Source organism: Halomonas sp. JB37 (genome assembly GCF_002332255.1).
GTDB classification, from domain to species: Bacteria; Pseudomonadota; Gammaproteobacteria; order Pseudomonadales; family Halomonadaceae; genus Vreelandella; species Vreelandella casei.
On the sequence record NZ_NRGW01000001.1, the window covers coordinates 3467491 to 3484769 of the forward strand.

Genomic DNA, 17279 nt, shown 5'->3' on the forward strand with positions numbered 1-17279 from the left:
TAAAGCGCGGCGACCCCGCGCGGCTTGCGACAGCACAGGCGCGGGTGGCTTGCGTAGCCTTACCAAAAGAATCCCCGGTAGGCGGGCCACTGGCATCACTTTGGGGAAAGGGCTCTTAGAGAGCCAAGCTCTGCCCACGGCCCATTCGGATCACATATTGAGCCGATTAGGCTTTGTATTCGGCTCAAGATCATTTTCTAGAGTGATATGAGTGAACCGATACGCGAGTGAGTACAATATGGCGGGCATTCAGATGCCTGATACACACGTCACGGCCCGCACCTATTCGGAATGCGCCTTCTTGGAAGGAATGAAGTGCAGAATACCCACAACAATCGAGCCCACCAAAAAGCCAATCACCGCAGAGCACAGCGTATTGAAGCTCCAGCCCAGTATGCCGCCCAACGCACCGGTTGCCTCGCTAATGCTATGCTCAATATGGTGTACCCAATCATAGGGTGCGTTAAACCAACCCGTTCCATCGGCGCCCAGGTTGGCCATCAGGATATGCCCGCCCACCCATAGCATGGCGACGGTGCCCACCACTGCGATAGTCGCCAGCACCTTGGGCATAGCAGTCACCAGACCACGGCCCAGCTTCTGCACGCCCGAGCTATCCCGCTTAGCGAGTTTCAGGCCGAAATCATCCATTCTGACCAACAGCGCCACCACGCCATACACCAGAATAGTGATAACAAACGCAACCACGATCAGGCTCACCATCTGTGACCAGAACCCTTGATGCGCAACAGAAGAAAGCGCGATCACCATAATTTCGGCGGATAGAATCAGGTCAGTCCGCACGGCACCACTCACGATCTTCTTCTCGGCTTCCGGCCCCTTTTCCACCGAAGGTTTTTCTTCATCATGGCCCCCAGAGAGCTTATGCCAGACCTTCTCCGCGCCTTCAAAGGCCAGGTAGGTGCCCCCCACCATCAGAATGATCGGCAATAGCACGGGCAAAAAGTGGTTCAGCAGTAGCGCCACTGGCAGGATGAAAACCAGCTTATTGCGGATCGACCCCAGCGCGATCTGCTTCACAATCGCCAGTTCACGCTCCGCTGCCACCCCCTGCAAATATTGCGGCGTCACGGCCGTATCATCGACCACCACCCCGGCCGCCTTCGCCGTCGCACGCCCAGCAGCGGCACTCACATCATCCAGTGATGCTGCGGACAACTTCGCCAATGCGGCAATGTCGTCCAGTAATCCTATCAAGCCGCCTATGGCCATGGACGCTTCCTCCGTGAATAACAGTTAAAGATAGTAAAGCACATAGCGGGTGGGGCAAGTTGCCTCGTTTGCTTCAAGATTCCGATCTGTTCACCTTACCCTAGCAGCCCTTCCAGCTCATGACGTTGCTGAGCATGCTTGTCGGCATTTTCGTTTTTCAGCTTTTCCAGGTTGATAAGTTTCCAGCGTACGGCAGGCAGATCCGCCGCTCGAGGGCGATCAATAGCATCAAAATCGGGCGTACCGTCATGCAGGCTCATTAGGAATCGCTTGGTGTTCTCATCGAAGCGGGATTGAATATCTGCAATCAATCGGTTACGGGTGTCCAAGAGCTCTTGGAGACTGACAGAAGCTCTGGTCATTCCCTCAAATTCTTGAGTATAAGGCTGATCAAGTTTGATGAGATTCGGATTCAGCAACTCATGCGCGGGGCGCGGCGAGCTCGCAATATAGATCAGAAAAGTGCGAAATAGATCATCCGTTAGGCCTTCGTTATCGTAAAGCAGCTTCACATCATAAAGGTCGCGCGGATGCTGACGGTCAACGGCTGCGTTCAACTTACCGCCGAACAAATCTTCGAAGGAGACAATCTGCATCTCTGCATAGCCGAACTCATCCTCAACAGCTTCAGAGACGGAAAGCGTTTCAGGATCATGAACGACGCCGCGTGTAACTGGAGAGGTTTCGATCTTGATCTCTACGCCACCCATGCGGGCAAGAAGACGAGTGGCGCCACCGCCGCCGCCCTTGATACGTTGTGTTTTGGCACCAACGATACCGCCTTCAATGGCACACGCAATGCGATCCATAGCGTCGTTGATTTCGGAAAGGCTGTCATTCCTATCTTTAACCGGAAGGTAGGTCAGGTCGATATCGACCGACAAACGCGGAAGATCACGATAGAACAGGTTGATCGCTGTGCCTCCCTTCAGCGCGAATACATCTTCCTTCGCCACATGCGGAAGAATGCGCACAAGGAGTGCGACCTGCGCTTCATAGGTTTCACGCGCCATCTTCTGCCTCCGCCTTTACAAACGCTTCAGGCACCATAATCCGATAAAGTGGATGTATCTTGCCCCCTTTTACCAGTGCACGGTCGCCACTCCCAAGATTGAATGCTGCTGGATCAAGGCGCTTGCGCCAGGGATGGTCGTGGCGATCGGCAAAGACAAAGAACAGCCGCTTTACCTTGATCTTCTTGCAACTGTGCAGCAACGCCGACAGTAGTTTCGGCCGCAGTGTCGTCAAGCTCTCGAACACCATATCAAGGTTATGAAAACTCTCTTGGTCGGGCAACTCGTCCATGGCTTCCATAATCGCCCGTTCAGGTGCCGACATATTAAGCGTCCAGTCCCATGGCAGCGTGTCTTCGTCGTTGATATTGTTTCTGGCAAGCCCAAGTGACGGATCGGCGAACAGTAAGGTGCTGCGGGTGACGATGGGTGCGTTTAGTGGCAGTTTGCTGAGCCAGTTGGGTGTGACGTTGCCATATACCCAGATAGGCGCACTGCTACCCAGCCGCAGATAGTGATCGAAGCCCTGTTGGGTAAGTGCCGTTGTGCCACCGACATAGATGTCATAGCGCATCATATGCTGCATGGAGAGCAGGCAGGTTTTCCAATCGATTGTGGCCGACGTTGTTGCATTCGGCGCGGGGCGTCGGAAGACGCCGCGGTTAACGCGCTCCAGCCAGCCGTTATCGACGTATTTACGAGCAAGGAAACGGCTTACACCGTGGCGTTCAAGCCATGCGGTGTCGACCATGAATCCTGAAGGTATGGCTTCAAGCACTTTCTTTAGCTTTTCTTCTTTAAGTGTACTCATGGTTCACAAATTAGCACTTAACTAAATAATCTGTCATTAGTATCTTTAATAAAATCAAATTTTGTGTACTTTTAGCTCACCAATTATCTATCTTTTAAAGAACCACAGGAAGGCGATTTACCAGCTTAAGGCCCGCGCCTGCTTGTAGTCGCGATACGACTGGATTCCAGGAGCGCAGAGAAAACCCGACTCATCCAACAGTTCAATTTACGTCAGTTTGCCGGCATCAAATACATACGATACGGCAGCAAGACAAAACCAAAAGTGCCACCTACTTTAAATGTATGAATCTTCTGGAGATTAACAATGGTTCAACTAACGGGTGGCTGTCTCTGCGGTAAGATCCGAATCGTGGCCAATGGCGAGCCGCTCCGGGTAGGTATTTGCCACTGTATGGATTGCCGCAAGCATCACGGGGCGCTTTTGTATGCGGCCACCGCTTGCAGTAGGTCACTCTCGCAACAGATCAATAAAGGCCCGCAAGCTGGGCGGTACATGGCGGTTATTGGGGTAGTAAAGATACAGGCCAGCTATGTAAGGGCACCAATCCTCAAGCACCGTTACTAACGTCTCATCGCGAAGCGCTACGTGTGCATAAGGTTCAGGCACATAAGCGATGCCCAACCCCGCCACGGCCGCCTCTACCATCAGCTGGCTGCTATCCAGCGTCATGGCTCCCGGCACATCGACCACCACCTCTTGGCCGTGCTGCTGGAATTCCCAGCGGTAACGTTTGCCACTGGGCAGCCTCTGCCTGATGCATTGATGCAGGGCGAGCTGATCGGGCGTCTTAGGTATCGGCTTGCCCTGTAAATAACCAGGCGAGGCAACGGCAAGAAACCGCAGCTCTCCGCCGACAGGCACGGCAATCATATCCTTGGGAACAGCTTCCCTTAGCCTTATCCCGGCATCGAACCCTTCCTCGACAATATCGACCAGCCGCCCTTCTGCCACCAGATCAAGCTCGACATCCTGGTAAAGCGTTAGGAAGCGGGGCACGACACGCTCAAGCAACAGGCGAATCGCCGCTTCGCTAGCGTTAATCCTTAACCTCCCCGTGATCTTACCTTCAAGGCTTGAGGCTTCTTCCAGCAGAGTGTCCAGCTCGCCCAAGAGCGGGCCCAAACGCAAGAGTAAACGCTCACCACTCTCGGTCAACGAGACACTCCGCGTAGTTCGATGTAGTAGCCGCGTACCCAATCTGCGCTCAAGGGTTCGCAGGGTATGGCTTAGCGACGACCGACTAACGCCCATTAGATCAGCCGCACGGCGAAAGCTCTGGTGTTCAGCCACCGCTTTAAACGCCTTAAGGTCCGCTAACGTCGGCTTGCTCATTGGTGAACATCCCTCACTAACTTGTCTCAATTGTTGAGTATTTTATTAACAGTAATACTGGCCTAGCCTATCTCTCGCAACACTTAATCACTTCACGGGAGATAATAAATGGCTAAAACCTGGCTGATTACAGGCACCTCGACCGGCCTTGGCCGCCTGCTTACCGAACGCCTGCTCGAACGCGGCGACCGCGTGGTCGCCACGCTACGCCGACACGGTTCGCTGGACGACCTGCTGGCCAAGCATGGGGAGCGCCTTTACGTGGTGAACTTCGACGTGACCGATACGCAGGCAATGAGAAAGGGCGTAGCGCACGCCTTTGCTGCCTTCGGTCGAATCGATGTGGTGGTCAGCAACGCGGGCTATGGCGTGTTTGGCGCCGCCGAAGAAGCCACGGATGAACAGATTGAGCGGCAGATAGCGACCAATCTCACCGGCTCGATTCAATTGATTCGGGCGGTGCTACCCCACCTGCGCGAGCAAGGAGGTGGGCGTATCGTGCAGGTATCGTCGGAAGGCGGTCAAATCGCCTACCCGTGTTTCAGCCTTTACCACGCCAGCAAATGGGGCATCGAAGGGTTCGTCGAGTCGGTCGCGCAAGAAGTCGCACCCTTTGGAATCGACTTCATCCTTGCCGAACCCGGCCCCACCGCCACCCAATTCAGCGAGGCGCTGGACCGCACGCACCCCATGCCCGTATATGAAGAAACACCCGCGGGCGAAACGCGCCGTGCGTTGGCGTCGGGGGCTTTCGCCATTAAAGGCGATGCGGTTAAAACCGTGAGCCGCCTCATCGACACCGCCGACCTACCCTCCGCCCCGTTTAGGCTGGCATTGGGCAGCACGGCCTATCACTCCATTAGCCAAGCGCTGACGCAAAGGATGAATGAACTGGAGGCCAACAAGCCGCTAACGCTGGCGGCCGATAAAGATGCGTTCATCGAATAGAGCGTGCCCTACACAGAGGAGGAAATGAGCCGATTATGGCGCCCTTTCGGCTCAAAATGTGAGCCGATTAAGGTTGATAGTCAGCTCATGGACGATGGTATGGGCAAAAAGTTATTATCCAGCTAAATACTTTTCTTGCCGACCTCATGCACTTTCATCTTCTCTGACTGGACACGCTATGCATAATCTATGGATTCCCGTCGTTGCCATTTTAGCCGTTGCGGGCCTGATATTCGGCAGCCAGGCCTACTCCGAGGCCCAGCGTGATGCCCACATCGCCGCGATCATATCGGAACGCCTCGACAGCCAGGCACCGACCGAGATTTCCCACTTGGCGCGAGTCAACAAGGGCTATGGGGTATGCGGTGACTACGAGCTCTCAGGCGCCGAGTCCGGCCACTTCTACTACAACAGCGCCACCAAGCGCCTGGCATTAGGCACCGATGCCCCGCTGTATCAAGACAACTGCGGGGGGCGTCTCTGAGGGTCTCTTAGAACCTTTTCACGATCTTTTGAGCGGTAAACGTCGCGCCATAATGGCCGCGCTTAGGGAATAGAACCGCACTGATTGCCGCTCTGACTGAGCCAGCGCGAATCAGCCCATCCAGTCTCTGTGGTGGTTGGTTAAACCACGCAGTTCAGCTTCCAACTGTTCACGGGGCGGCGCTTCAAAATGGACAGTAGGCCGATCAAGCCGCCCCGACACCACTTGCACCGAGTGAACGCCTCGCAGCTCGCCTGTCTATCTCGTGCTGAGGCGCAAACGATAGAGTAATGTCGCGCTCTTGTGGATGCAGCGAGTTCAATCGCGCGTCGTCAAGCGTTGAGCTCGTCTCCGCTGGGCAGCCACCACGGCCACTACCGCGACGCAAAGGATGGCGGCAACACCCGCCAGCACAAAATGGGAAAGACTGCTCAGCCGCTCAAAAAGTGGCGCGATTGCCTGACCACACACATAACCGAGCGTGACCCAGGCCGTTGACCAGATCAACGCCGAAATAGCATTGAGCAGGATAAATCGTGGCCAAGGAAAGTTGGTCGTGCCGATGGTCACCGCACCGACCATGCGTAGTCCGTAAAGGAATCGCAAGGAGAACGCGAAAACGTTCGGGTGGGCGTTGAACGTCGTCAGTACACGCCCACCTGCCGCGCTCCCCTGAACCGAACGAACGATAGCGCTATTGCGCCACCCATGTCCCAGCAGGAAGAATAATTGGTCCGCAAGGAAAGAGCCCAACGCAAGGGAGATGATAGCGGGCCAAAATCCGATCAGGTGCTGATGAGACATGATGCCGCCAAGCATCGCGACGCCTTCGCCCTCCAAGCTCGCCCCCACGAACAGGCCGAAGCTGCCATAATCGGCCACAAAATGGTCAAGCGTCATTTGCGTTCATCCATAAAGTTACCCCGGAACCGTGGGCGCCATATAAACGCCATCTCTATCGTGATTCGGGATGATGCGGAGGTTAAATAAGGCTTTTGGGCGGTAGGCATCTTATTTAATCTGCGAGACGCGTTCAACAGCAATTCAGCCCACAACAATCAGTAAAGCTGAACCAGCAACCCGTGATTATCCTGCTAAATACTTTTCCTATTGGCATCATGCACAACCATACCTACTCACTGGACACGCTATGCATAACCTATGGATACCCGTCGTCGCCATTTTAGCCGTTGCGGGCCTGATATTCGGTGGCCAAGCCTACTCCGAGGCCCAGCGTGGTGCGCACATCGCCGCGAGTATATCGGAACGGCTCGGAAACCAGATACAGGCCGACATCCCGCATTTAAAAAAGCGCATCAACAAGGACTATGGAGTATGCGGCGATTATATACTTTCACGCGCCGAGCATGGTCGCTTTTACTACAACAGCGCTACCAAGCACCTGGCGTTGGGCACCGATGCCCCGCTGTATCACGACAACTGCGAGGGCGTCTCTGACTGACCTCTTAGCGCCTGTTCACGGTCTTTTAAGCAGTAAAGTGGCTGCGTCCTAGCTCCGTGATTTTTTATTCGCCAAGAGATGGATATCATCTCTTATTTTCTGCCTGATTGATCATCAGCACTCCTTCAAGAGCTGCTTACCCACGGGATTAAGCGGCTGCCGTTTAGGCCAAAAGGCAATCAAATTCCGGTCACAGCGAGGGGATAACGGCAGCGTTACCACGTTAGCCTTTTGCTGATTGTTTAACGCCAATGTGGGCACTAGGCTAACCCCCACATCGCCAGCGACCATCTGCAATAGCGTACGCGTATCGCGCACCCAAAAATCGACCTGGAAGGTATCAACCTCTTCTAACGAGTGAGCAAATATTTGCTGGATCAGCGCCTCACAACCGCCTGATGACATAATAAGCGGGTGCATCGCTAGCTCCGCCAGCGTGATACTGGCTTGTTTGCTGAGTGGATGGCTTGCGGACAGTACGGCAACAATCTCATCCTTCTTTAATAGCTGCCAATCAAAGTGCTCACGCCAGTAGGTGAGATTGAGTTGCGTGATATCGGTTGTGACTCCCATATCGATAACGCCACTTTCCACCCAATCCTTTATCTCCTCCTCCATGCCTTCCAGCACAAGGCTGATGGCATCCGGATAGCGGCTCGTAAAGCTCGCAAGTAGGGGCGACAACCAGCCAGATAACGCGCTAGGAATAACGCCTATTTTCAACGTTTCTTCTACTTCATTATGGAACTGGGCCATCTGCTGGCTCAATATCTGAAGTTCTCCCACAACCTTCTTAGCACTAGTAAGCACTAACTCACCTAAAACAGTCAGTACCCACCCTTCCGCCGCTTTTGTGATAAGTGGGCCACCCGCCAGCTTTTCCAACGCCTGCATTGAGTGACTTACGCCAGATTGGCTAACGCCAAGTCGCGCCGCCGCACGGGTATAGGATTGCTCTTCAGCTACCGCAAGCAGCACACGCAGTTGGGCAATAGAGATGTCCGAACCTTTGATCATCAAATTACCTCATGAACCATATGAGTCAGATAGATTTTACGTCGATGCTATTTAAAAATACTCTAAATAAAAGCTTCTATCATTAAAAAAACAAACGATCAAAGTTAGCAGAAAAACAATTAAATTCCTACATATCAAACATTGAAGGTTAAGAATGAGTATAGAAATATTAAAAAAAATAGAGCGCGAGGTTATAGAGTTACGTCATGCAATCCATAAAGAGCCTGAATTATCAGGAGAAGAGAATGAAACAAGAAAAAAAATAATTCGCTTTTTTGAAACTTTTGAAATATATGAAATAAAAAAAGGCCATGCAGGATCTTTAATAGTTGACATAACTTCCTCACACAATGACTCATCTGCCCTGGTCATCGGTATTCGGGGTGATATGGACGCATTACCTATTAACGAAGAGCGTGATGACCTTTCATACCAGTCACAAAACAAAGGGGTTATGCATGCTTGTGGGCATGATACGCATACAGCAATTGCAGCTGGTGTAGCTGCATATTTTAATAATAAAAAGGATTTAAATGGTGCTATCCGTATAATCTTTCAGCCTTCAGAGGAGTGTGAGCCACTTGGAGGTCGAGAAGTTGTTAAAGAAGGTTGGATTGACAATGTGGATATAATGCTTGGCATTCATGCCTACCCATCTTTGCCATCGGGAACGGTAGGTATAATTAACAACCACGTAACTGCTTCAGCCGATACTTTCAGCATTATATTTTCAGGACAAAGCGCTCATGGTGCATTCCCTCATGAAGGAACCGACACTATTTTTATAGCCTCAGCCTTTATCCAACTCCTTCAAGGGTTAGTGACTAGGCAAACTGATGCTAATGAAAACTCAATTGTTAGTATCGGAGTAATTTCAGGAGGTACAGCTGAGAATATTGTATGTGATCGTACAGAAATCAAAGGAACTATACGTACCCACTCAACTCAAGGAAGGTATAGATTACAAAATAAAATTAAAAACTTAGCTAACGATTTAGCAAAATCACACGGTGCTAAGTCAACATTTACATTACTCGAGGGTGAACCTGCGGTTTTTAATGATCCAAAATTGTTAGAGAGTTTCAAAAAAAGTACAGAGAAAATTATTGGAAAAAATAAAGTTAAGCAATTACCTCCCCTCATGGGAAGCGATGACTTTGGATTTTATTCACAAAAAACTAAAAGTCTCTACTTTTTTTATGGCACTCACAATCTTCAATACGGACATATTCATCCGTTACACACCTCAAAATTTGGTGTGGCGGATCAAGACATGATCTTAGGGCTAAAGCTTATCATTTCAGCTGCTGAAGAATTCTTAAACTCTCAGAAAAAAGGATAAAAGACGATGATTAGCGATAAAAGTAACAACTCACCCTTTAGCAAGAGCGAGCATGACAATAGGTTAAATAAAATAAAAAAAGAAATGACCCTAAAGAATATCGAGGTTTTACTTGACTCAGACCCTGCTAACATTTACTACACTACGGGCTACGATGCTGTATCTTATTACACTCCACAGATAATGATTATATCCATTTATCATTTTGAACCAATTCTTCTGGTCAGAGATATAGATGTTCTCGCTGTTAAAATAAGAACTGAGCTAAGCAGTGATAGCATACATGGTTGGAATGACAGTTTTGTTGACAATGAAACTAGCCACCCTTTCGAGAAAGCAGTTGAATTAATTATTGAGCTAGAGCTAAAACAATGCCAAATAGGCATTGAAATTGATGCTGGAATGACAACCTTTGATGATATTAATTTTCTAAAAAAGCATCTAAAAAACAAAATCACTGAATGCCGTAGATTAATAAATTTTGTGCGCATAGTGAAGTCAGACAATGAAATTAAATATATGCGTCAAGCGGGTAAGATTACAGAATCTGCCATGCAAGCTGGATTTAGTGCAATGTCAGAGGGGGGGAGGGAAAGCGACGTAATTGCAAAAATATACCATGCTTTTATTGCTGGAACAGAAGAGTATGGTGGTGACTATCCATCAAACCCCCCAGTTATGCCAACCGGCAATAGAAGCGCCACTCCACATTTGACTTGGAGTGACGAAGCATTAATTAAAGATCAGAATTTAACTCTTGAACTTTCAGGAGCTAGACACCGTTACCATTGCCCGCTTGCACGTACAGTATATATTGGAAAGACTCCACCAAAAGATTTGGTTGATGCCACCAAATATGCAATTGAAGGTATTCACGAAACATTAGAAGCTATTGCACCTGGAATGTCTTTATCTGAAGTCCATATGGCATGGGATAAAGTAAATAAAAAACGAAATTTAGGAAAAACGTCACGGCTTGGATATTCTGTTGGTTGCTCATTTCCACCATCTTGGTTAGAGCGGACAGCTTCAATTCGTGCCGAAGATAAAACAATTCTAGAACCAAATATGACATTTCATCTCATTGCTGGAATTTGGAAAAACAAGTGGGGAGCTGAAGTCAGTGAAACATTCCAAGTAACAAATCTAGGTGCTAGCCTTTTATGCAATCTTAGCCAGGAAATTCATCACATAAAATAAATCTTAAAAACTTACCAACTGGGATGCAAAATGAACAGACAAAAAACCAACAAGGTATATATACCTTCATTAGTTATTGCTTTGAGTTTAGCATTATCTGGCGCTATCTTCTCAACCAAAATCAATGAAATAAGTGGTAAAATACTACTTATAGTCAGCAATCTCTTTGGCTGGCTTTACCTATTGTCTGTTTTTATTTTTTGTATCTTTTTATTCGTAATCGCTATTTCAAAATACGGTAAAATGACACTGGGAGGAAGTGAGTCAGTAGCACAATATAACATACTGACTTGGTTATGCATGCTCCTAGCTACTGGTTTTGGCGTAGGGCTAGTTTTCTATGGAGTTGCCGAACCAATGTTTCATTATATACAACCACCATTTGACGATATGTCTCCTAAAACCACTGAGGCAGCTCGTCACGCCATGCAATATAGCTTTTTTAACTGGGGGATACACCAATGGGCGGCATCCGCTGTCGTAGGATTAATCATCGCATATTTTCAGTACAATCACGAAAAAAAGGGTCTTATTTCATCAACTCTAACCACATCAAACTCTAAATCAAATCATTTATACCTCTTGGACATAATTTCCATCTTAGTAACCATTGTAGGTGTCGCCACATCATTAGGTCTTGGTGTTATTCAAATAAGTGGAGAAGCACAAAAGCTAACAGGATTAGCTAATAAGGATATGTGGAGTGTAGTTACTCTAGGGGTAATATTTTTTTCTTATATGATTTCCACATACTCCGGCATAGATAGAGGAATAAGGTATTTATCTATTATATGCATGCTTTCTTGCATCACTTTAATGATATACATTTTATTTTCCGGCCCTACACTTTTCATTATTAACACTATTTTATTAGGGCTAGCTGACTATTTTCAAAACTTTATCGGAATGAGTTTGCGCACCTCTCCTTTTACAGAGAACAGTTGGGCAGGATCATGGACAATTTTTTACTGGGCATGGACTATCGCATGGTCTCCTTTCGTCGGCACATTTATTGCCAGAATATCAAGGGGCAGGACAATTAGGGAGTTTGTATTTGGTGTTTTATTTATTCCTTCATTAGTCGCATGCCTTTGGATAGGCGTAATGGGTAGTTCAGCTCTGCACCTAGACTTTTACTCTGAAGCAGGCCTTGCTGAATTAGTACTTATCGATTCTTCTGCTACTATTTTCGAAATGTACAATTCAATGCCACATCCAGCTATTTTATCTACAGCCACACTCCTACTGCTTTTTTTCTTTCTGGTCACTTCAGTAGACTCTGCCACTTATGTTGTTTCACAAATATCTGACAATGGCTCTCAATCTCCGGCTATTTATAAACGAATCACTTGGGGAATATTGATATCTATAACTTGCTGGATATTACTATCCTTTGGAGGCTTGCACGGCTTACAATCAGCATCTATTATTGCCGCCTTACCACTTACACTAATAATTCTATTAATGATTAGAAACTTTATAAAAAAACTAAAAGAAGACTATTAACCAACTATTCGAAAACCCTGGCTATAAGCAAACTTTCACTTAACCACTTTTAATTATTAAAAATTAGCTTTTATAGAGTGCGTAAGGCTTGCTTCAACACTTTGCTAAACGCACTTATAATTTTATTATCACCTCTTCCATTGGTAACAGCTCTAATCGAACTAACCATTTGAGCTGTTGCCTTCCAACACACCTAGCACAATGGTCTCTTTTAAAAGCTGTCGCTGCTCGCGCATATAGTAATGAGTAGATACCGTTCCATCTGCGAAAGTGAGTGATCATTTAAACACCACGAAGCCCTCGGCCATGTCTCTGCCAGCGTCTCCGGTTCTAGATTCATTTAGATAAAGCTTGAACGGTGGTGCTGTTTGTGCGGTAGTGTCTTGACTGCACACAGATGCATCAATGATCAGCGGAGGAAAAATCACCAGCGTCTCGGCTAAAAATTATTCAGCGTGCGCTTTCTTGGTGTATATGAGGTTCAGCAGTCCCACCACCGACCAAAAAGCCAATCACCGCAGAGCACAGCGTATTGAAGCTCCAGCCCAGCATGCCCCCAAGGCACCGGTTGCCTCGCTAATGCCTAACTCAATATGGTGTACCCACTCATAGGGTGCGTTGAACCACCCGTGCCATCGGCTCCCAGATTGACCATCAGGATATGCCCACCCACCCATAGCATGGCGATGGTGCCCACGACCGAGATGGTCGCTAGCACCTTGGGCATGGCCGTCACCAGCCCACGGCCCAGGGTCTGCATGCCCGTACTATCCCGCTGGGCGAGCTTCAGGCCGATATCATCCATCCTGATCAACAGCGCGACCACGCCATACACCAGAATAGTGATGACAAACGCGACCACCACCAGGCTCGCCAGCTGTGACCAGAATCCCTGATGGGAGACGGTGGCGAGGGCGATCACCATGATTTCAGCAAACAGAATGAGATCGATGCGAACGGCGCCACTCACGATCTTTTTCTCAGCCTCCGGCCCCTTCTCAACCGCAGGCTTGTCGTCTTCATGCTGGCCGGAAAGCTTGTGCCAGACTTTCTCTGCGCCCTCAAAGGCTAGGTAGGTGCCGCCCACCATCAGGATGATCGGCAATAGCGCAGGCAAAAAGTAATTCAGCAGCAGCGCCACCGGCAGGATAAAAATCAGCTTGTTGCAAATCGACCCCAGCGCGATCTGCTTCACGATCGACAGTTCACGCTCCGCTGTCACCCCTTGCAAATATTGCGGCGTCAACGCCGTATCATCCACCACCACCCCGGCCGCCTTCGCCGTCGCACGCCCAGCGGCGGCACTCACATCGTCCAGTGATGCTGCGGACAACTTCGCCAGTGCGGCAATGTCATCCAGTAATCCTATTAAGCCGCCTATGGCCATGGATGCTTCCTCCGTGAATAACAGTTGCAGATAGTAGAGCACACGGTGGGCTTTGCGGGTGAGCTCTTTTGCATCCCGATCTGCACACCTTATTTCAGCAACTTCTCCAGCTCATGGCGTTGCTCAGCATATTTCGAGGCGTTTTCGCTTTTCAGTTTTTCCAAGTTGATAAGTTTCCAAAGTACAGCAGGCAGCTTGGCTGCCTCTGGGCAGTCAATAGCACCAAAATCCGGTGTACCTTCATACAGACTCAGTAAGAAGCGTTTGGTATTTACATCAAAGCTTGACTGAATACCCGTAATCAATCACTCGAGTATGCTCAACAGTTCTCCAAGGCTAACAGGCGTTCTGGTCATACCCTCAAATTCTTGGCTATAAGGCTGATCAAGTAGAGTTGTTTTCTGAGCCGATCCGTGATGAGAAGCGTGCTCATAATGAAAAACTAATGGCCTCGCTCGGCAAGTTCAATCGCGAGCAAGGAAAAATACCGTCCAGATTGGCATTTCTCGTAAACAAAATACTTGAGAACTACACTGCGAAAAACCGTAAACCACAAAATGGAAAGAGCTAGCAGCCGCAAAAAATTAGAAAAGGAGTGCCTTTCCTAAATCCTCTGCATCCCTTCCTTACTAAATGGCAGAATTCCCGTTCTTACGATGGTTGGCATTAAAGCGTGCTTTCTTCTGGCGATTCCCGCAGGTGTTCATATCACACCATTTGCGGGTACGACTTTGACTGGTATCGAAGAAGGCGGCTTGGCAGGTTGGCGATGCACACAAGGCCAATTTCCCATCTCGTTCGCCTGCAATGATGCTGATCGCATCAGCGGCAATTACGCTTAGGGCATCTTCCACGCAGGAAGCTGACCTAAGATGCCATTGACGTTTGCCATCGAGCGATAGAATAGCGGCGGCCTGACCTTTAATGCTGCAGTCATTGATGACTTGGATCGCAGTAGCAGGTAAAGCGTTTCCGATAGCAGTCGCTGTCGCAGCAGCGTGAATTGATTCCCGCAACTCCCAAGCGAGTTCAAGCTGCGCTGAGGTGCAGGCGTTCACGGCTAGTCCGTTGATTACTAACCAATCGACGAGTCGCTGCGGCGTTGGAATGAGCTCCACAGAGTCGCCTTGGCGCTCTTTAAGAGTCGCCGTAAAGCTAGTCGCTAGCACACTACCAAGGCGGAAGTCAGGGAATTGATCTTTCATGGAACCACCTTAGCATGCCCCCTGCGGCAGTGAAATCGACCAAGTGGTCGTATTTTGCTCCGCTGCTGGCAATAGCGGGTTGCACGCTAATATCGAGACATGATAGAACCGTCTTAGCCGGTTCGCATTGTGCCAAAGCCGGTGCCAAGATTACTAGGAGGTCGCATGCCTACACTTTGGTACATAACCGACACCGCGTCCGCCCACTCCAGCGGGGGCATCTTATGAACCGTCTAACTAGCAAAATTGAAGCATTTGAAACTCACGCCACTGACGCTGACCTAGATGATCTGCGCGCTCGATTATCCGCAGCGCGTTTACCAGAGGCCGAAACGGTCTATCAAGCCGCGCCCGATCCTCGCCGATGGGAACAGGGCGTTCCTCTCGCTGACCTCGTCGAACTCGTGAACTACTGGCGCACTGAGTATGACTGGCGGTCATTCGAGACCCGGCTTAACGACATCGGCCAGTTCCGGACAACCATTGATGGTCTCAAAATCCATTTCCTGCACTGTCGTTCGTCGCGCGCCAATGCCACGCCTCTGATTTTGACCCACGGCTGGCCAGGCAGCATCGCCGAGTTCATTGATGTGGTAGACGAGTTAGCAGAGCCGAAAGATGCAAACGCACCCGCTTTCCACGTAGTCATCCCATCGCTCCCAGGCTTTGGTTACAGCGATAAGCCATCCACCACCGGTTGGGGAGCCGGAAAGATTGCGGCCGCTTGGGTGGAACTGATGGGAAGGCTCGGCTACAGCAGGTTCGTAGCTCACGGCGGCGACTGGGGCGGCGTTATCACCACTGTTCTCGGCGGTAGGTTCCCGGAGCACGTAATCGGCATCCACACTACATTGGCGGAGGCACCGGCTGGGCTCACCATGGACGGGCTGACAGCAACCGAACGTAAATGGGCCGAGGACACACACGACTTCTGGCACTACCGAGCAGCTTATGCGAAGCAGCAGGCGACCCGGCCGCAAACCATCGGCTACTCGCTTGTCGATTCCCCTGTGGGGCTTCTTGCCTGGATTCTCGACAAGTTCTCTGAGTGGACAGATACCGTAGATAGTCCTTTCGAGACAATTTCCCCAGACAGAATTCTGGACGACGTCACTCTTTATTGGCTGACACGTACAGGTGCATCGGCAGCCCGCATTTACTATGAAAGCCACGGTGGTGTTAACAGGCTCGATCCTGAGCTTCGGGTCAATGTCCCCTCAGCCATCACTATCTATCCTTGCGATATTGAGAAATGTCCGCGCCCTTGGGCGCAGGAACGGTACCGACAAATTGTTCGATGGAGGACGTCTGACAACGGGGGCCATTTCCCGTCGCTGGAGGTTCCTGAGTATTTCGTCAAGGATCTGCAAGAAGGCCTCGCAGCAGTATTGGCAGCCAATCAGTGAATGCTGCAAGACACCCCGGCAACAGAGATCAAGACCGGTTTGTCAAAGAAATTCGCGGGAGCGGTAATCTGCCGTATCACTTCGACTCTTTGCGCTTGTCTTGTCTCTGCCTCGCCACCCGTTCGAGAGTCAGACTTGCACCCCCGTTCTGTGGCTGCACGCAGCTCTTGCTTCCAGCATGGGGAGGGTACCCATTGTTGACTCAGTGTTTCAGGACTCGACATGGGTCGACCGATACCAGTAATGCAGATCAGGCAAGCACTATAACGATGCTGAAGGAATGTAATGATGGTTGATGTCAGTGTTCTACCAGCCTTCATTGCAGTGATTTTGCTTTTCCTCCTCCCTCCTGGCCCTGATATGGCATACATGCTTGCCGTTGGTCTCGAAAGTGGACGCCGGTCAGCCCTGAAAGCGATTTTCGGCATAGGAACCGGCATGAGCGTATATGCCGCAACGGTGGTCATTGGAGTGGGAAAAATTGCTCAGTCGTACCCTCTACTGCTTGAAGCAGTGAAGGTATTCGGCGCTGCCTACCTATTGTGGCTGGCATATGTAACGACCCATAATGCGCGCCGCATGGCCAGAGGTCCTAGTAAAGTTTCAACCGGACGACATTACCTCAGAGGCGTATTGGTCAGCCTAACCAATCCGAAAGTAATTCTGTTCTTTCTTTCAGTCCTTCCTCTGTTTATGGGCGGTGCACAGAACGCGGGGTTACAACTAGCGATGTTGGGTGTCGTGAACGTCTTGATGGAAGTTCTTGTTTACGGAACTATAGGCGTGCTGGCGGGCGTTTTCCATTCTCGCTTCAGGAGCTCGGAGCGTGCCGGTGTCTTGTTAAGCTACATTTCAGCTGCCGTTTATGGGGTTCTGGCGGGTGTCGTTATAGTAGAAGTAATGTCGAGATCTATTGCTAATTAACGGATC

The 17279-nt window shown here is 49.7% G+C and carries 17 protein-coding genes; 8 read left to right on the forward strand and 9 right to left on the reverse strand.

Translation table 11 applies throughout. The features are described 5' to 3' along the window. Positions 1–282: 282 nt before the first annotated feature. The 4 genes from CIK78_RS16115 to CIK78_RS16135 form a co-directional block, all read right to left on the reverse strand. Positions 283–1233 carry a DUF808 domain-containing protein gene (locus CIK78_RS16115; protein WP_096281929.1) on the reverse strand — a complete coding sequence of 317 codons (951 nt, stop codon included), beginning with the start codon at positions 1231–1233 and terminating at the stop codon, positions 283–285. A 95-nt stretch (positions 1234–1328) separates the two neighbouring features. Beyond that, positions 1329–2246 carry a nucleotidyl transferase AbiEii/AbiGii toxin family protein gene (locus CIK78_RS16120; RefSeq protein WP_096281930.1) on the reverse strand — a complete coding sequence of 306 codons (918 nt, stop codon included), beginning with the start codon at positions 2244–2246 and terminating at the stop codon, positions 1329–1331. Further along, complete coding sequence (locus CIK78_RS16125; RefSeq protein WP_096281931.1) at positions 2236–3057, reverse strand: type IV toxin-antitoxin system AbiEi family antitoxin domain-containing protein; 822 nt, start codon at positions 3055–3057, stop codon at positions 2236–2238. The genes CIK78_RS16120 and CIK78_RS16125 overlap by 11 nt, the downstream gene beginning before the upstream one ends. 450 nt (positions 3058–3507) lie before the next feature. After that, complete coding sequence (locus tag CIK78_RS16135; RefSeq protein ID WP_096281932.1) at positions 3508–4392, reverse strand: LysR family transcriptional regulator; 885 nt, start codon at positions 4390–4392, stop codon at positions 3508–3510. A 108-nt stretch (positions 4393–4500) separates the two neighbouring features. Between CIK78_RS16135 and CIK78_RS16140 the strand changes: the two genes are divergently transcribed. After that, on the forward strand, positions 4501–5340 hold the full coding sequence (locus tag CIK78_RS16140; RefSeq protein ID WP_096281933.1) for an SDR family oxidoreductase: 840 nt from the start codon (positions 4501–4503) through the stop codon (positions 5338–5340). Between the two features lie 178 nt (positions 5341–5518). Continuing rightward, a complete protein-coding gene (locus tag CIK78_RS16145; protein WP_096281934.1) occupies positions 5519–5824 on the forward strand; it encodes a hypothetical protein in 306 nt (101 codons plus the stop codon). Between the two features lie 318 nt (positions 5825–6142). Here CIK78_RS16145 and CIK78_RS16155 read toward each other — a convergent pair whose 3' ends face one another. Next, a complete protein-coding gene (locus CIK78_RS16155; protein ID WP_096281935.1) occupies positions 6143–6724 on the reverse strand; it encodes a DedA family protein in 582 nt (193 codons plus the stop codon). Positions 6725–6974: 250 nt separating this feature from the next. Here CIK78_RS16155 and CIK78_RS16160 point away from each other — a divergent pair, with 250 nt between their 5' ends. Continuing rightward, complete coding sequence (locus CIK78_RS16160) at positions 6975–7286, forward strand: hypothetical protein (protein WP_096281936.1); 312 nt, start codon at positions 6975–6977, stop codon at positions 7284–7286. Positions 7287–7400: 114 nt separating this feature from the next. Here CIK78_RS16160 and CIK78_RS16165 read toward each other — a convergent pair whose 3' ends face one another. Continuing rightward, positions 7401–8303: a LysR family transcriptional regulator gene (locus tag CIK78_RS16165; RefSeq protein ID WP_225734311.1), complete on the reverse strand. Its 903-nt coding sequence runs from the start codon at positions 8301–8303 to the stop codon at positions 7401–7403. A 154-nt stretch (positions 8304–8457) separates the two neighbouring features. Here CIK78_RS16165 and CIK78_RS16170 point away from each other — a divergent pair, with 154 nt between their 5' ends. The 3 genes from CIK78_RS16170 to CIK78_RS16180 are packed head-to-tail and all read left to right on the forward strand — an operon-like array spanning position 8458 to position 12351. Beyond that, positions 8458–9645, forward strand: coding sequence for an amidohydrolase (locus CIK78_RS16170; protein WP_096281938.1), 1188 nt, complete (start codon positions 8458–8460; stop codon positions 9643–9645). 6 nt (positions 9646–9651) lie between these two features. Beyond that, entirely contained in the window at positions 9652–10845 is a 1194-nt protein-coding gene (locus tag CIK78_RS16175; RefSeq protein ID WP_096281939.1) for a Xaa-Pro peptidase family protein, read from the forward strand. Positions 10846–10875: 30 nt separating this feature from the next. Continuing rightward, positions 10876–12351, forward strand: coding sequence for a BCCT family transporter (locus CIK78_RS16180; protein WP_096281940.1), 1476 nt, complete (start codon positions 10876–10878; stop codon positions 12349–12351). 583 nt (positions 12352–12934) lie between these two features. Here the strand turns inward: CIK78_RS16180 and CIK78_RS16185 are convergent. The 3 genes from CIK78_RS16185 to CIK78_RS16195 all read right to left on the reverse strand — a co-directional run bounded on the left by CIK78_RS16185 (position 12935) and on the right by CIK78_RS16195 (position 14943). Continuing rightward, positions 12935–13738, reverse strand: coding sequence for a DUF808 domain-containing protein (locus CIK78_RS16185; RefSeq protein ID WP_225734310.1), 804 nt, complete (start codon positions 13736–13738; stop codon positions 12935–12937). 89 nt (positions 13739–13827) lie between these two features. Further along, positions 13828–14043, reverse strand: coding sequence for a hypothetical protein (locus CIK78_RS16190; RefSeq protein ID WP_176483418.1), 216 nt, complete (start codon positions 14041–14043; stop codon positions 13828–13830). Positions 14044–14367: 324 nt separating this feature from the next. Next, positions 14368–14943, reverse strand: a complete 576-nt coding sequence (locus CIK78_RS16195; RefSeq protein ID WP_096281941.1) for a CGNR zinc finger domain-containing protein — start codon at positions 14941–14943, stop codon at positions 14368–14370. A gap of 224 nt (positions 14944–15167) precedes the next feature. On the opposite strand from CIK78_RS16195, the gene CIK78_RS16200 reads away from it, so the two are divergent. Both CIK78_RS16200 and CIK78_RS16205 read left to right on the forward strand, forming a co-directional pair. Beyond that, positions 15168–16349, forward strand: coding sequence for an epoxide hydrolase family protein (locus CIK78_RS16200; RefSeq protein ID WP_096282423.1), 1182 nt, complete (start codon positions 15168–15170; stop codon positions 16347–16349). 285 nt (positions 16350–16634) lie between these two features. Next, positions 16635–17273: a LysE family translocator gene (locus tag CIK78_RS16205; RefSeq protein WP_217990296.1), complete on the forward strand. Its 639-nt coding sequence runs from the start codon at positions 16635–16637 to the stop codon at positions 17271–17273. Positions 17274–17279 lie beyond the last annotated feature (6 nt).

Bases quoted from the DNA above. Each gene is read 5' to 3' on its own strand.
- CIK78_RS16145 (WP_096281934.1), top strand. From the start codon at position 5,519: ATGCATAATCTATGGATTCCCGTCGTTGCCATTTTAGCCGTTGCGGGC.
- CIK78_RS16200 (WP_096282423.1), top strand. From the start codon at position 15,168: ATGAACCGTCTAACTAGCAAAATTGAAGCATTTGAAACTCACGCCACT.
- CIK78_RS16175 (WP_096281939.1), top strand. From the start codon at position 9,652: ATGATTAGCGATAAAAGTAACAACTCACCCTTTAGCAAGAGCGAGCAT.
- CIK78_RS16155 (WP_096281935.1), bottom strand. From the start codon at position 6,724: ATGACGCTTGACCATTTTGTGGCCGATTATGGCAGCTTCGGCCTGTTC.
- CIK78_RS16195 (WP_096281941.1), bottom strand. From the start codon at position 14,943: ATGAAAGATCAATTCCCTGACTTCCGCCTTGGTAGTGTGCTAGCGACT.
- CIK78_RS16140 (WP_096281933.1), top strand. From the start codon at position 4,501: ATGGCTAAAACCTGGCTGATTACAGGCACCTCGACCGGCCTTGGCCGC.
- CIK78_RS16180 (WP_096281940.1), top strand. From the start codon at position 10,876: ATGAACAGACAAAAAACCAACAAGGTATATATACCTTCATTAGTTATT.
- CIK78_RS16170 (WP_096281938.1), top strand. From the start codon at position 8,458: ATGAGTATAGAAATATTAAAAAAAATAGAGCGCGAGGTTATAGAGTTA.
- CIK78_RS16120 (WP_096281930.1), bottom strand. From the start codon at position 2,246: ATGGCGCGTGAAACCTATGAAGCGCAGGTCGCACTCCTTGTGCGCATT.
- CIK78_RS16165 (WP_225734311.1), bottom strand. From the start codon at position 8,303: ATGATCAAAGGTTCGGACATCTCTATTGCCCAACTGCGTGTGCTGCTT.
- CIK78_RS16160 (WP_096281936.1), top strand. From the start codon at position 6,975: ATGCATAACCTATGGATACCCGTCGTCGCCATTTTAGCCGTTGCGGGC.
- CIK78_RS16115 (WP_096281929.1), bottom strand. From the start codon at position 1,233: ATGGCCATAGGCGGCTTGATAGGATTACTGGACGACATTGCCGCATTG.
- CIK78_RS16135 (WP_096281932.1), bottom strand. From the start codon at position 4,392: ATGAGCAAGCCGACGTTAGCGGACCTTAAGGCGTTTAAAGCGGTGGCT.
- CIK78_RS16185 (WP_225734310.1), bottom strand. From the start codon at position 13,738: ATGGCCATAGGCGGCTTAATAGGATTACTGGATGACATTGCCGCACTG.
- CIK78_RS16205 (WP_217990296.1), top strand. From the start codon at position 16,635: ATGATGGTTGATGTCAGTGTTCTACCAGCCTTCATTGCAGTGATTTTG.
- CIK78_RS16125 (WP_096281931.1), bottom strand. From the start codon at position 3,057: ATGAGTACACTTAAAGAAGAAAAGCTAAAGAAAGTGCTTGAAGCCATA.